Raw genomic sequence first — 15,109 nt, 5'->3', positions numbered from 1 at the left:
TCCCCTTACCTGGAAACGGAACGCACGGACGAGACCGCCAGGGCCAGCAAGATGATCGCGCCCTGGACGGTCGATCGAAGGGCGCCGGAGACGCCGTAGAAGTTCATCAGCGTGAAGAGCGTCTCGAGGGTCAGCGCGCCGAGCATCGCGCCCACGACCGAGCCGCGTCCGCCGCCCAGGGCCACCCCACCGAGCACCACCGCGGTGATGGCGCCGAACTCCAGGCCGGCGCCGGCCTGGAAGGAGACACCGCTGTAACCACCGATGAGGATCGCCGCGACCGCCGCGGACAGTCCACTCAGGACGAACGCCGCGGTCTTGACGGACCGGACCCGCACGCCGCTCAGTTCGGCCGTCCGCGGGTTGCCGCCGACCGCGACCAGGGTCTGGCCGAAGTCGGAGCGGGTCAGCAGCGCGGCCAGCCCGGCCACGACCAGCAGGACGAGCAACGCGTACGGTATCCGGCCCAGCAGGGGTACGTCCTCGAACGCCCGGCGGCCGAACCGGCGGAACTCCTCGGCGAGCCCGCCCTTGGGAGCGCCGTCCGACCACAGGTAGACGGCGCCGACCAGGATCAGGTACATGCCCAGGGTGGTGATGAAGGAGGGCACCCGCAGCCGGGTGGTGATCAGCCCGTTGGCGAGGCCGACGGCGGCACCGAAGGCGAGCAGTAGCAGGATGACCGGCCAGGTGCGGGACGGTTCGCTGTCGATGAGCCGGGCGGCGACGACGACCTGCGCGGTGACCAGGGACCCGACGGAGAGGTCGAACTCGCCCGCGACGATCACGAAGTACTGACCGGCGGCGAGCAGGATGATCGGTGCGGAACGGCCGAGGAACGACATCAGCGACGGCGGCGAGAGGAAGTCGGGTTGGCGGAGCGTGAGCGCCACCAGCAGCGCCACGAGGATCGCGAGGATCGGCAGGAGGCTGCCGGATCGGCTCCGCCCGGGCCGCACCGGAAGCCTTCGGCGTTCGGCGATCCGCATGGTCAGGCCGCCTTTCGGAGCGCGCGGCGGGCGTACACGGCGACGGCCGCGATGATGATCACGCCGCGGATCACCTGCTTGACGAACGCGTCGACCTCCAGCTGGTTGAAGATGGCGTCGATGCTGGCGAGCAGCAGCACGCCGCCGACGGTGCCCGCGACGCCGCCGCGCCCGCCGGCCAGGGCGGCGCCGCCGAGCACCACCGCGGCGATCGACTCGAGGTCGTAGAGTCCCTCGGTGCCCACTCGCGGCGCACCGGCGCCGAGCCGGGCGGCGAGGTAGATCCCGGCGAGGCCGGCGCAGAGCGAACACAGCACGTGGGCGGTGACCAGTATCCGGTCGTTGCGGACCCCGGAGAGCCGGGCGACCTCCGGGTCACCGCCGACGGCGATCAGGTGGTGGCCGAAGCGGGTGCGGGTGAGCGCGAACCAGGCCGCCGCGGCGACCGCGAGCAGCAGCAGGAAGGAGACGGGTACCGGGCCGATGCGCTGGTATCCGAGCGTCCGCACCAGCGCCGGTGCGGCCTTGCCGGCCGGGCCGTCGTAGCCGTTCTCGAGGTATCCCTTCAGCAGCAGGCCGACGCCCACGGTGGCGATGAACGCGTTGATCCGGACCTTGGTGACCAGCACGCCGTTGAGCAACCCGATCGCCGCGCTGACCGCGAGCGCCAGGCCGGCACCGGGCAGCAGCGCGCCGTCCCGGCCGTTCATGGCCTCCGCCGCGACCAGGGTGCTGAGGCTGAGCACGTACGCCACGGACAGGTCGAGCGAGCCGCCGATGATCACCATGGTCTGCCCGACCGCGACGAGCCCGAGGCCGGCGGCGACGTGCAGCAGGCTGACCGTGGTGGACTGGCTGAACAGCTGGCCGCCGTCGATCGTGACCAGCAGCCAGCCGACGGCCAGGGTGAGGGCCAGGGCGACGAACACGCCCGGTGCGGCGGACCGGGCCGGGCGGCTCAGCGCGAGGCTCATCGGGCCGCCTCCGGCGCGGTGCCGAGGGCGAGCGCGAGGACGTTCTCCTCGGTCGCGCCCGCGGGCAGTTCGCCGGCGATCCGGCCGTCGCGCATGACGATGATCCGGTCGCTCATGCCGAGCAGCTCGGGAAGTTCGGAGGAGATCATCAGCACGGCCGCGCCGTCGCGGGCGAGGCGGCGGACGAGGTCGTGGATGGCCGACTTGGCGCCCACGTCGATGCCCCGGGTCGGCTCGTCGAACAGCAGGACCCGGGGTCCGAGCGCGAGCCACCGGGCCAGCACGACCTTCTGCTGGTTGCCGCCGGACAGGAAGCGGATCTCCTGGTCCTCCCCGGCGGCACGCACGTCGACGGCGGCGAGCAGCTCCCGGATCCGGGCGGTACGGGCACCGCGACCGCGCCACGCGGGGGCGACCGCGCGGCTGGCCAGGAGCGCGTTGTCGAGCACCGACCGCCCGCCGACGATGCCCTCGCCCTTGCGGTCCTCGGTGACGTACGCGATGCCGGCCCGCATCGCGGCGCGGGGCGAGCGCAGCCGGACCGGTGCGCCGTCGAGCGTGACCTCGCCCGTGGTGAACGGGACCGCGCCGAACAGGGCGCGGGCCAGGGCCGACCGCCCGGAACCCTGCAGGCCGCCGACGCCGAGCACCTCGCCGGCGCGCAGCCGCAGGTCGACGCCGCGCAACGTCCGGTTGCCCCCGTCGCGGACGGCGAGCCGGACCGCGCCGGATTCGCCCGGCGCCGCCCGGCCCGGGTAGTAGCTGGACAGGTCCCGGCCGACCATGTGCCGCACCAGTTGACCGGCGCCGACGTCGCCGGCGTCCACCGTGGTCACCAGCCGGCCGTCCTTGAGCACGGTGATCCGGCTGGCCAGGTCGAAGACCTCCCGGATGCGGTGCGAGACGTACAGCACGCCGATCCCCCGCCGCTGAAGCCGCCGGACGAGCGTGTACAGCTGCTCCACCTCGTGATCGGCGAGGGCGGCGGTGGGCTCGTCCATGATCAGCAAGCGCGCGTCCAGGGCGAGCGCCTTGACGATCTCGACGACCTGCTGCCGCGCCACGCCGAGATCGCCGACCCGGGCACCGGGCGGCAACGCGCCCTCACCGATCGAGGCCAGCAACTCCGCGGTGCGGCCGAGCATCGTGGCGCGGTCGACGAGCCCGCGGCGCACCGGCTCGTGGCCCAGATACACGTTCTCCGCCACGCTGCGCTCGGGCAGCAGGTTGAACTCCTGGTGCACGATGCCGATCCCGGCCCGTTGCGCGTCGCGCGGGCCGCGGAAGGTCCGCGGTACGCCGGCGAACTCCATCGTGCCCTCGTCGGGCGCGTACCCACCGGACACGACCTTCATCAGCGTGGACTTGCCGGCACCGTTCTCGCCGACGACCGCGTGCACCTCGCCCGGCACCACGTCGAGGTCCACTCCGCCGAGCACCCGCACGCCGAGGAACGACTTGCCGATGCCCCGGAGCGTGAGCAGCGGAGACGGCGGAGGGTCAGACATCAGCGGCCCCTACGATGCGCGATCGGCGAATGGCATGGTCGATAATCGAATCGTTTGCATACGCTTCCACCTGCGGTTCCCGCGAGCAGCGTGGGCCGGATTACCAGGCGATTCCGACCGCGTCGATCAAGCCTCGCGTTCGACGGAAGCGTAGATGCCCCGAGAATTGCTGACAACGCCGCGAATCTCGAACGGATTGATGAAGATTCAGCGCTGGAAATGTGTAATCGAATCGGTTCCGCCAAGGTCGTATTGACTTCCGACGATTCATCACCGCATGCTGGCCGGGCAGACCACGGGACCGCACGACGCTTGCTCCGGCGCGGCGTCCTCCCGGAGGGACCTGACTGCCCGTCGCGGCGGACGGCATGACGATCTGACCGGCACACGCACGCCTTCGGTACGCCCGCGTACCGAAGGCGCGGCGCCGCGTGCCCGTGGTCTCAGCCCTTTCCCCCGCCAGCACAGGAGACGGCATGCGTCGCAACATATTGATCATCGGAGCGATCGCGGGGCTGCTGTTGTCGCTCGCGTTCGCCGTTCCACCGGCATCGGCGGCGCCCGCGTTCCGCGCCCTGCTGTTCACCAAGACCACCGGCTACCGCCACGACTCGATCCCGGCCGGCGTCGCCATGGTCAAAGAGCAGGCCGCGGCCAACAACTTCGAAGTCGTGCACACCGAGGACGCCAGCGTCTTCACCCCGGCCAACCTGGCCACCTACGACGTACTCGTGATGCTCCAGACCTCGGGCATGGTGTGGACCACGACGGCCCAGCGCCAGGCGGTGGAGGGATTCCTCGCCTCCGGCAAGGGCATCGTGGCCATCCACAACGCCACGGACATGGGTATCGAGAACGAGTACCCGTGGTGGGACCAGACCATCAACGCCGGCGCGCACATGCCGGAGCACTCCCCCGGCGTGCTGGCCGGGACCGCCGTCGTCGCCGACACCAAGCACCCCTCGACGGCCGGGCTGCCGGCCCGCTGGAACCGCAGCGAGGAGTGGTACAACTTCGACCGCAACCCGCGCGGCGACGTCCACGTCCTGGTCACCGCGGACGAGCGCACCTACAACCCGGGCTCCCGGGCGATGGGTCCCGACCACCCGATCTCCTGGTGCCGCAACACCGGCGGCGGCCGGGTGTGGGCCACCGGGATGGGCCACGCGATCGCGTCCTACAGCGAGACCAACTTCCGCAATCACGTGCTGGGCGGCGTCAAGTGGGCGGCCGGCAGCGAACCCGGGGACTGCGGCGGAACCGTCTGGAGCAACTTCGAGAAGCGCACGCTCGACGACAACACCGCCGACCCGATGGCGCTCGCGGTCGCCCCGGACGGGCGCGTGCTCTACGTCCAGCGCGGCGGCCAGGTGAAGATCTTCCGGCCGGCCACCAACAGCACGGTCACCGCCGGCACGCTGAGCGTGTACACCGGCGGCGAGGACGGACTCACCGGGCTGGCGCTCGACCCCAACTTCGCCAGCAACGGCTACGTGTACCTGTACCACTCGCCGGCGGCCAGCACGACGGACGTCAACCGGGTCTCCCGCTTCACGCTCACCGGTGACACGCTCTCCATGTCCAGCCAGGTCACCGTCATCGACATCCCGGCCTACCGGGACCGCACCTTCCCCGAGCCGGGCCACACCGGCGGATACCTCGAGTTCGGACCGGACGGGAACCTCTACATCGGCACCGGCGACGACACCCCGCCCAACCTCGACCCCGCCTGGCAGGGCTACGCACCGCTGGACTGGCGGCCGGGCAAGGCCAACCTCGACGCGGCCCGGACCGCCGGCAACACCAACGACCTGCGCGGCAAGCTGCTGCGCATCCGGCCCTCCGCGAACGGCGGATACACCGTCCCGGCCGGCAACCTCTATCCGCAGGGAACGGCGCAGACCAGACCCGAGGTCTACGCGATGGGTTTCCGCAACCCGTTCCGGTTCTCCATCGACCCCTCGACCGGGTGGGTCTACGTGGCGGACTACGGCCCCGACCGGAACCCGCCGACGACCAACCGCGGCCCGGAGGGGCTCGTCGAACTCAACGTCATCAAGACGCCGGGCAACTACGGCTGGCCGTTCTGCCACGGCGACAACCAGCCGTACGCGCCCTACAACCCGGACAACGGCTCCGTCGGCGCGAAGTTCAACTGCGCCGCGCCGGTCAACAACTCCCCCAACAACACCGGCCTGACCAGTCTCAAGCCGGTCGTCGCACCGAACATGTGGTACGGCTACGGCACCTCGCCGAACTTCCCGGAACTCGGCTCCAGCGGCTCGGGGCCGATGGGCGGACCGGTCTACCGCTACGACGCGGCGAACCCGTCGGCGACGAAGTTCCCGCCGTACTACGACGGCGTCCACTTCTTCTACGAGTGGACCCGCAACTACATCAAGGAAGTGCACTTCGACTCGGCGTCCGCGGTCACCCGGACGAACGCGTTCCTGCCCGGGCAACGCTTCGTCAAGCCGATGGACCTGGAGTTCGGCCCGGACGGCTCGCTGTACCTGCTGGAATGGGGCTCGAACTTCGGCGGCGGCAACAACGACTCCGGCCTGTACCGGATCGACTACGTCCAGGGTGGACGGTCTCCGGTCGTCAAGGCGGCCGGCACACCCACGAGTGGGAACGCGCCGCTGACCGTGCAGTTCAGCAGCGCCGGCACGACCGACCCGGACGCCGGCGACGCGCTCAGTTACCAGTGGACCTTCGGCGACGGCGGCACGTCCACGGCGGCCAACCCGGCACACACCTACACCGCCAACGGCAACTACACGGCGCAGCTGAGGGTCACCGACAACACCGGCAAGGCGGCGTTCGCCAACGTGCAGATCACCGTCGGCAACACCGCACCGGTGGTCACCATCACCGTCCCGCCCAACGGCGGCATGCTGACCTTCGGTGACCGCGTCGCGTACTCGGTCACCGTGTCCGATCCGGGCGGCGCACCCGTCGACTGCACGAAGGTCCTCGTCAACCCGGCCCTCGGCCACGACGACCACCAGCACGAGACGACCGACTATCCGGGCTGCTCCGGCACCATCGCCACGGAGCTGCTCGGCGGGCACCCCGACGGCGCCAACCTGTACTACGTCCTGCGGGCCCGCTACACCGACGACGGCGGCGCGGGCGGCGCGGCCCCGCTCACCGGTTACGCCCAGGCGGTCCTGCAACCGAAGCACAAGCAGGCGGAGTACTACACCAACCAGTCCGGCGTACGGGTCGTCGACCAGGCCGCCGCGCAGAGCGGCAAACGGGTCGGCGACATCTCGAACAACGACTGGCTGGCGTTCAACCCGATGAGCCTGTCCGGCATCACCAACGTCAGCTACCGGGTGTCGTCACCGAACAGCGGCGGATCGATCGAGTTGCGCGCCGACTCGCCGACCGGCACGCTGCTGGCCACCACACCGGTGCCCAACACCGGCGGCTGGGACACCTACCAGTCCACGCCGGCGGTGAACACCGCCGCGCTGTCCGGGACGCACACGCTGTACATGGTGTTCAAGGGTTCCGGCACCAGTCTGTTCGACCTCGACTCGTTCGTCTTCGGCGGAAGCGGCGTGGGGGTGGGCGGGTCCGATCCGGGCGGTGTGGCCGGGCGTACCTGGACCGTCACGGCCCAGCACAGCGGCAAGCTGGTCGACGTCAGCGCCGCGTCCACCGCCGACGGTGCGCAGATCGTCCAGTGGGCGGCCACCGGCGGCACCAACCAGAAGTGGCAGGCCGTCGACGCGGGCGGTGGCGCGGTCTACCTGAAGGCCGGGCACAGCGGCAAGTGTCTCGACGTGGTCGGCGGCTCCACCGCTCAGGGCGCGTTCCTTCAGCAGCTCACCTGCAACGACAGCAACCAGCAGAAGTTCCAGGTCATCCCGGCCGGCACCACCGGCGTGTACCAGGTCAAGAGCGTGCCGAGCGGACTCTGCGTCGACGTCAACGGCGGCGCGGCCACCGACGGCGCACGCCTCGTGCAATGGGGCTGCCACACCGGAACCAACCAGCAATGGCGGTTCGCGCAGGCCTGATTCCGGAGCGGGACCGGCCCGGAGACCCGGGCCGGTCCCCCTTCCCCCCGTCTCGACACCATCGAGGACATGCCATGACCGTTTCGAAACGCCGGCGCAGCCGTTACCGGCGGCTGTGCACCGCGGGCGCCGCGCTCGTCCTCACGCTCGTCGCCGGCGCCGCGGTGGCGGCACCCCTCCAGCCGGGGCAGAGCGCCCCGATCCTGGGCAGCCAGTCCGGACGCTGCCTGACCGTCCCCCAGTCCGGCACGAGCAACGGCACACCGACCCAGTTGTGGGACTGCACCGGGGCGGCCGGCCAGGCGTGGACCTACACGCCGGCGAAACAGCTCATGGTGTACGGCACCATGTGCCTGGACGCCTCCGGGCAGGGCACCGCCAACGGCACCGCGGTGATCATCTGGGACTGCAACGGGCAGGCGAACCAGCAGTGGAACGTCGACTCCGGTGGAACCATCACCGGCGCGCACTCCGGTCGCTGCCTGGACGCCGACCGGCAGGGCACGGCCAACGGCACGAACGTCATCCTCTGGGACTGCCACGGCCAGAGCAACCAGCGGTGGGACTCCCCGGTCCCGCCGACCACGCCACCGACGACCCCACCGGCCGACGGCGGCCCGTGCGACATCTACGCCGCCGGCGGCACGCCCTGCATCGCCGCCCACAGCACGGTGCGCTCGCTCTACCGCGCCTACCGCGGCGACCTCTACCAGGTCCGGCGCTCGTCCGACAGCACGACCCGCAACGTCGGCGTCCGGAGCGACGGCGGCAGCGCCGACGCGGCGGCCCAGGACTCGTTCTGTGCCGGGACCAGCTGTGTCATCACCGTCGTCTACGACCAGTCCGGCCGCGGTAACGACCTCTGGTACCAGGGATCGAGCGTCGTGCCCGGCTCCACCCAGAGCCGCCCGGCGATCGCGACGTCCGAGTCGCTGACGGTCGGCGGCAACAAGGCGTACTCGCTCTACATCAACCCGGGCAACAGCTACTGGCGGGACGGCCACCTGACCGGCGTGCCGACCGGCAGCGCACCCGAGGGGATGTACGCGGTGGTCAGCGGTACCCACGTCAACAACGGCTGCTGCTTCGACTACGGCAACAGCGAGACCACCCGGGCCGCCGATGCCGCCGGCGCCATGGACGCCATCAACTTCAGCACCCAGTGCTGGTTCGGCGGCTGCGCCGGCACCGGGCCGTGGGTCCAGGCGGATCTCGAATGGGGGCTCTATCCCGGCGGAAGCCAGTCCTGGAACCCGAACCAGCGCGCCTTCACCAGCAAGTTCGTCACGGCGACGCTGAAGAACAACGGCACGTCCCGCTTCGCCATCAAGGGCAGCAACGCACAGTCCGGCAGCCTCTACACGCTCTGGGACGGCGCCCTGCCGCCCGGATACAGCCCGATGAAGAAGCAGGGCGCCATCATCCTGGGCAGCGGTGGGGACTGCTGCAAGCCCGGCGGTGGCGCCAACCTCAGCGCCGGCACCTTCTACGAGGGGGCCATGGTCGCCGGCTACCCGTCCGACGCGACCGAGAACGCGGTTCAGGCCAGCGTCGTCGCCGCCGGCTATCGCTGATCCGCCACACCACGAGGAACGGAGCACCCATGCCCAGAGGCACTCGCCGCCATCAATGGCGGACGCTGCTGGTGGTCGCCGCGACGGCCGCCCTCACCTCGGCCGGCGTCACCGGCGTCCGGCCGGCTCCCGCGGCGGCGGAAGAGGCGACCCTCGCGGCGACCGCCGGATGCGGCAAGGCACCGACGCTGGCCAGCGGCACCCGGACCATCCAGACCAGCGGCCGGAGCCGCAGCTACATTCTGCGGGTCCCGGACAACTACGACAGCAACCGCCCGTACCGCCTGATCTTCGGGTTCCACTGGAACGGCGGCACCGCGAACGACGTCGACTCGGGTGGCACCAGCGGCTACCCCTGGTCGTACTACGGGCTCCGGGCCCTGTCCAACGACAGCGCCATCTTCGTGGCGCCGCAGGGACTGAACAACGGGTGGGCGAACTCCGGCGGGCAGGACGTGGTCTTCGTCGACGACATGATCAGAGAAATCGACGCCGGCCTGTGTGTAGACACGACCCAGCGCTTCGCCGGAGGGTTCAGCTACGGCGGCGGGATGAGCTACGCGCTCGCGTGTGCCCGTCCGACGGTGTTCCGCGCGGTCGCCGTCTACGCCGGCGGGCAACTCAGCGGATGCAGCGGCGGCACCGAGCCGATCGCGTACATCGGGTTGCACGGTCTCCGCGATCCGGTGCTCAACATCTCCCAGGGCCGGTCGCTGCGCGACCGGTTCGTCCGCAACAACGGCTGCACACCGCAGAACCCGCCGGAGCCCGCGCAGGGCAGCCTCACCCACACCGTCACCACCTACTCCGGCTGCCGCGCCGGATATCCGGTGGTCTGGGCGGCGTACGACGCCGGTCACACCCCCGGTCCGGTGGACGGGTCGGCCGGCGACTTCGAACCCGGCGAACGGTCCTGGACCAGGCCGGTGGTGTGGAACTTCTTCGCCCAGTTCCAGACCTCGGATCCCGGCCCGGACCCCGGCCCGGACCCCGTTCCGACCACGTTCCGGCTGCGCAGCGAGTCCGCCGGCCGGTGCCTGGACGTCAACGGCGCCAGCTCGGCGAACGGTGCGCAAATGATCCTCTGGGACTGCCACGGCAACGCGAACCAGCAGTTCAGCCAGAGCGGGCAGGAACTCCGGGTGCTGGGCAAGTGCCTGGACGTGCCGGGCAACGCCGCCGGCACCCGGGTGCAGATCTCGGACTGCGGCGGCGCCAACCAGAAGTGGAACCTGAACAGCAACGGCACGGTCAGCAACGCGCAGAACGGGCTGTGCCTGGACGTCAACGGCGCGGCCACCGCCAACGGCACCGCCGTGGTCGCCTGGACCTGCCACACCGGCGCGAACCAACGCTGGGCCCGCGCCTGACCCGCGGCCGGCATGGCGCTCGAGCCCGCTCCCGGAGGGGAGCGGGCTCGAGCTCGGCGGGGTGGGGCCGTCCGGTCAGACGCGCTGGAGCCGGAACCGCTGGTGGGTGCTTCCGGTGACCGTCCACTGGGAGATCCGGGCACCGTCGCCGGTCGACGCCTGCCAGACGTCCATCGCCAGGCCGCTCTGCCGGTTGACCAGGCTGCCCACCTCGCCACCGTGGTCGACGAACCGCCACTGCTGGCCGGTGGCGTCGGACTCGGGCTGCTGGGTGATGTCGGCGCCGGTGCCGGTGCCGGCGGCCTGGAGGACCAGACCGCTGTGCCGGGCCCGGATCCGGTAGTGGCCGCCGTCGGCCGGCAGGAATTCGAACTGCTGGTTGGTTCCCCCGCCGGTCTGCCACTGGACCAGTGCGGCGCCGGCGGCGGTGGACGCACCGTTGATGTCGGCGGCCTTGCCGCTGTGCTGCGCCACCAGCCGGTAGTGGACGCCGGCCTGCACCGGCCCCGACCCGGTCCGGAGTGCGGACGCACGGTAGGTGTGCCCGGCCAGACCGGCGAACTCGATGAGTCCGGCCTCGGGCCGGGCCGGCTGGATCGCGGCGCCGGTCGTCTCGTCCAGCACCTCGACGTCGCCGGCCAGGATCTGGCTCCGGACCCGCACCGCACCCGCGCGGTCGGGGGTGACGACGAACTCGGCCCGGTCGCTGTTCCAGGTGGCGCCGACCGTGTATCCGCCGCGGCCGCGCAGACCGGTGAAGCTGCCGGCCGGCCAGGCCGGCGGGAGCGCCGGCAGCACGTGCAGCTCACCGTTGTGGCTCTGGAGCAGCATCTCGGCGATGCCGGAGGTGGCACCGAAGTTGCCGTCGATCTGGAACGGCGGGTGCAGGTCGAACATGTTCGGTGCCAGGCGGTCGGTGCGTACCAGGTCGCGGAGGAGCTTGTGGGCGCGTGCGCCGTCCTCCAGCCGGGCCCAGAAGTTGATCTTCCAGGCGAGGGACCAGCCGGTCCCGTCGTCGCCGCGCAACTCCAGGGTCCGGCGCGCGGCCTCGTGCAACTGGGGTGTCCCCCGCCGGGTGATCTGGTTGCTCGGATGCAGCCCGTACAGGTGGGAGACGTGCCGGTGGGCCCGCTCGGTCTCGACCCAGTCGGCGAGCCATTCCTGGATGTTGCCGCGCGAGCCGACCCGCATCGGCGCCAGCCGGTCGCGGGCCGCCAGGACCTGGGTGCGGAAGGCGGCGTCCACGCCAAGGACCTCGCTGGCCCGTGCGCAGCCGTTGAACAGGTCGCGCAGGATCTGGTTGTCCATGGTGGGGCCGGCGCACACCGAGGCGTCGGGGTGGTGCGCGAGTTCCGGCGAGTTCGACGGGTTGGTGACCAGGTGTCCCAGCGTCGGGTGGGTGACCAGGGTGTCGAGGAAGAACTGCGCGGCGCCGCGCATCGCCGGGAAGTTGGCGCGGAGGAACTCGACGTCGCCGGTGAACAGGTAGTGCTCCCAGATGAGGGTGGCCAGCCAGGCGCCGCCGGTCTGCCACATGCCCCAGAACGCGCCGTCGACGACCGACGAGCCGCGCCACGCGTCGGTGTTGTGGTGGGTGACCCAGCCGCCCGCGCCGTACTGCGCCTGGGCCGTGCGGGCACCGGTCACGGTCAGGTCCCTGATCAGGTCGAAGACCGGCAGGAAGCACTCGGCGAGGTTCGTGGTGTCGGCCGGCCAGTAGTTCATCGGCAGGTTCGCGTTGACGGTGTACTTCGAGTCCCACGACGGCGCCATCTGGTCGTTCCAGATGCCCTGCAGATTCGCCGGCTGGGTGCCCGGCCGCGAGGACGAGATCAGCAGATATCTGCCGTACTGGAACAGCAGCGCGGAGAACTGCGGATCGGTGGTGCCGGCGTGCTGCGCGATCCGGACGTCGGTGGTCTGGTCCGCCGCGGCGGTGCGGCCCAGGTCGATCGTCACCCGGTTGAACAGCGCCTGGTAGTCGGCCAGGTGCCGGGCGCGGAGCTGGTCGTGGGCGAGGTTGCCGGCGGCGCTCAGACGGGTACGCGCGATGCCCTGGTAGTCGCCGTTGACGGTACGGAAGTTGACGTAGCTGGAGCCGATCGACACCAGCAACGTGACGGCGGTGGCGCCGGACACCCGTAACGTGCCGCCGGAGCTGCTGACCGTACCGCCGGTGACGGTGGCCCTGGCCAGGGCGAGGAACCGGACCGTGCCGTTGATGCCCTCCATGTTGCCGGAGATGCCGTCCAGCGCGACCGTCGCGGAGTCCGGGCTGGACACGGTGGTCCGCTGCGGGCTGTCGAAGGTGGCGCTGAAGGTGATCGCGTTGGCGCGGTCCGCGGTCAGCCGGACCACGATGACCTGGTCGGGGCTGCTCGCGAACACGTCCCGCTGATACCTGACCCCGTTCAGCAGGTACGTGGTGGTGACGGTCGCGGTGGTCAGGTCCAGGGTCCGGTAGTACTGCGTCGCACCGCCGGCACTGCCGAACGCCAGCCGCAGGTTGCCGACCGGCTGGTACGCCAGTTGCCCGGCCGGGCTGCCGAGCATCGTCTGGTTGATCAGGTCCTGCGCCTGGGTCCACTGGTCGGCGAACACCCGCCGCCGGATCTCCGCCAGGTTGGCCGCGCCCCGGGTGTTCGCCGAGTCGTACGGGCCGCCGGCCCACACGGTGTCCTCGTTGAGCTGCAACCGGTCGGTGTCCAGGTTGCCGAACACCATCGCGCCGAGCCGCCCGTTGCCGACCGGCAACGCCCGCAGCCAGTCGGTGCCGGCCGGCTCGTCGTACCAGAGCGCCAGGTCGCCGGCCGCCCGCACCTGCGGTGGCGCCGCCGCACCGGCCCGGGCGGCGGCCGTCCATCCGGTGGGCAGCAGCGCGGCCCCGGCTCCGGCCGCCCCGGCCGCGAGGAGTTTCCTTCGGGTCACTTCCGACATGGTGCCTCTCCAAGCAGTCTTTACGGGAGGGTCCAGCGTTGGTTGGTGCCGCCGTGGCAGGACCAGACGATGAGTGCGGTGCCGTCGGCGGAGCTGCCCCCGTTGGCGTCCAGGCACCGGCCGGACTGCTGGTTGACCAGCGAGCCGCCGGTTCCGGGGGTCCAGGCCTGCGCGCCGCTGCCGGTGCAGGCCGACAGCTGCACCGCGCTGCCGTTGGCGGTGCCGCCGTTGGCGACGGTCATGCACTTGTCGAGCGCGCGCAACGTGTTCCCGCTGACCGTCCAGCGCTGACCGGTGCCGCCGTTGCAGGTCCACAGCTGGATCTTCGTGCCGTCGGCGGAGTTGGCCCCGCTGACGTCGGCGCATCGGCCGGCGACGCCGGTGATCGGGCCGACCCGGGTCGCCGGGCCGCCCAACTCCTTGATCCGGATGTTGCGGAACGACACGTCGTCACCGGTGCCGTGGTTCTGGATGCCGACGTGGCCGGAACTCAACGACCGCACCGGATCGGTGTTGGTGAAATCGTTGATCTTGACACCGTTCAGGAGGACCTGCAGCCGTTCCCCCTCCACCAGCAGCTCGTACGTGTTCCACTCGCCGGGCGGGTTGAGCGCGGCGTCCCGGGCGCCGACGTCGGCCGACTGGAACCCGTACACCGCTCCGGTGGTCCGGTCCGCGGTGTCGGTGGCGTCGATCTGCACCTCGTACCCGTTGGTCAGCGCCGCGTTCGGGTCGTCGCCCGCCGGGAAGCCGATGAGCACACCGGAGTTGTCGTCACCCGGCACCATCCAGTCCAGCTTCAGGGAGTACGAACGGAACTCCTTGGTGCGGTACCAGAGCATGCCCATTCCGCCGGACGACGTCAGGGTGCCGTTGCTGTTGGTGAAGGCCCCCGGGCCGGCCTGGGACCAGCCGGTGGTGGCACCGTCGTAGAGGGTGGTGTAGCCGGTCTCCGGCCGGCAGTCCGCCCGGGTCCGGTTGGCCGCGTACCGGATGCCGCCCAACACCTGCGACCGGAAGCCCGGCTCGGCGTAACTGGCCTGGGTGTGGCCGCTTCCGGTGTAGAAGGACCGGCCGCCCTGGAGGGTCTTGCACCAGGTGTGCGGGTGATCGGCGCCCATCGTCCCGCCGGAGTAGGTCGACTCGTCCAGCACGGACAGCACGCGCGCCGACGCACGGGGGTTGGAGCGGAAGTTGTACCACTCGTCGGTGCGTACCAGGGTGGGGTTCAGCCCGGCCGTCGCCGCGTGCGCCCGGTTCTGCACCCGGACGGTGGCCTGCTGGATCGCCGGGTGTGAGGCGAAGTACGCGCCGACCAGCTCGCCGTAGAACGGCCAGTCGTACTCGGTGTCCGAGGCCGAGTGCACGCCCACGTAGCCGCCGCCGGCCCGGATGTAGTTCTCGAAGGCGGTCTGCTGGGTGTTGTTCAGCACGTCACCGGTGGTGTTGAGGAAGACCACCGCCTCGAACCGGGCCAGGTTGTCCGCGGTGAACTGGGCCGAGTCCTCCGTCGCGGTGACCGTGAAGCTGTTGGCCGCGCCCAGATCCCGGATCATCTGGATGCCGACCGGGATCGTGTCGTGCCGGAAGCCCGCGGTCTTCGAGAAGACCAGCACGTCGTACGGCGAATCCGCGGCGTTCGCCGGGGTGCCGGCGGAGCCGGCCAGGAGCACCGACGCCGCCGCGACGCCGAGAAGCCTACGAACGAGATGGCGCATGGCCGATT

8 protein-coding genes are annotated in these 15,109 nt (G+C 71.0%); 3 read left to right on the top strand and 5 right to left on the bottom strand.

Annotation, left to right across the window (positions count from 1 at the left end):
• Positions 1-5: 5 nt before the first annotated feature.
• The 3 genes from LDL48_RS21785 to LDL48_RS21775 are packed head-to-tail and all read right to left on the bottom strand — an operon-like array spanning position 6 to position 3,471.
• Positions 6-989: an ABC transporter permease gene (locus tag LDL48_RS21785; RefSeq protein ID WP_225257031.1), complete on the bottom strand. Its 984-nt coding sequence runs from the start codon at positions 987-989 to the stop codon at positions 6-8.
• Between the two features lie 2 nt (positions 990-991).
• Positions 992-1,963 carry an ABC transporter permease gene (locus LDL48_RS21780; RefSeq protein WP_225257030.1) on the bottom strand — a complete coding sequence of 324 codons (972 nt, stop codon included), beginning with the start codon at positions 1,961-1,963 and terminating at the stop codon, positions 992-994.
• Positions 1,960-3,471: a sugar ABC transporter ATP-binding protein gene (locus tag LDL48_RS21775; protein WP_225257029.1), complete on the bottom strand. Its 1,512-nt coding sequence runs from the start codon at positions 3,469-3,471 to the stop codon at positions 1,960-1,962. Before LDL48_RS21775 ends, LDL48_RS21780 begins: the two co-directional genes overlap by 4 nt.
• Before the next feature lie 476 nt (positions 3,472-3,947).
• On the opposite strand from LDL48_RS21775, the gene LDL48_RS21770 reads away from it, so the two are divergent.
• The 3 genes from LDL48_RS21770 to LDL48_RS21760 all read left to right on the top strand — a co-directional run bounded on the left by LDL48_RS21770 (position 3,948) and on the right by LDL48_RS21760 (position 10,446).
• Positions 3,948-7,502: a ThuA domain-containing protein gene (locus LDL48_RS21770; RefSeq protein ID WP_225257028.1), complete on the top strand. Its 3,555-nt coding sequence runs from the start codon at positions 3,948-3,950 to the stop codon at positions 7,500-7,502.
• Between the two features lie 74 nt (positions 7,503-7,576).
• Positions 7,577-9,076, top strand: coding sequence for an arabinofuranosidase catalytic domain-containing protein (locus LDL48_RS21765; protein ID WP_225257027.1), 1,500 nt, complete (start codon positions 7,577-7,579; stop codon positions 9,074-9,076).
• 29 nt (positions 9,077-9,105) lie between these two features.
• The gene (locus LDL48_RS21760) at positions 9,106-10,446 is read left to right on the top strand and encodes a ricin-type beta-trefoil lectin domain protein (RefSeq protein ID WP_225257026.1); all 1,341 of its coding nucleotides are present in this window, start codon (positions 9,106-9,108) and stop codon (positions 10,444-10,446) included.
• A gap of 75 nt (positions 10,447-10,521) precedes the next feature.
• Here the strand turns inward: LDL48_RS21760 and LDL48_RS21755 are convergent, their stop codons facing one another.
• Positions 10,522-13,383: a glycosyl hydrolase family 95 catalytic domain-containing protein gene (locus LDL48_RS21755; RefSeq protein WP_225257025.1), complete on the bottom strand. Its 2,862-nt coding sequence runs from the start codon at positions 13,381-13,383 to the stop codon at positions 10,522-10,524.
• A 20-nt stretch (positions 13,384-13,403) separates the two neighbouring features.
• The gene (locus LDL48_RS21750; RefSeq protein ID WP_225257024.1) at positions 13,404-15,101 is read right to left on the bottom strand and encodes a ThuA domain-containing protein; all 1,698 of its coding nucleotides are present in this window, start codon (positions 15,099-15,101) and stop codon (positions 13,404-13,406) included.
• Between the last annotated feature and the right edge of the window lie 8 nt (positions 15,102-15,109).

It is taken from the genome of Jidongwangia harbinensis, assembly GCF_020216025.1.
Taxonomy (GTDB): domain Bacteria; phylum Actinomycetota; class Actinomycetes; order Mycobacteriales; family Micromonosporaceae; genus Actinoplanes; species Actinoplanes harbinensis.
The sequence above is the reverse complement of the archived record's forward strand: the minus strand, read 5'-3'. Positions and strand labels throughout refer to the sequence as shown.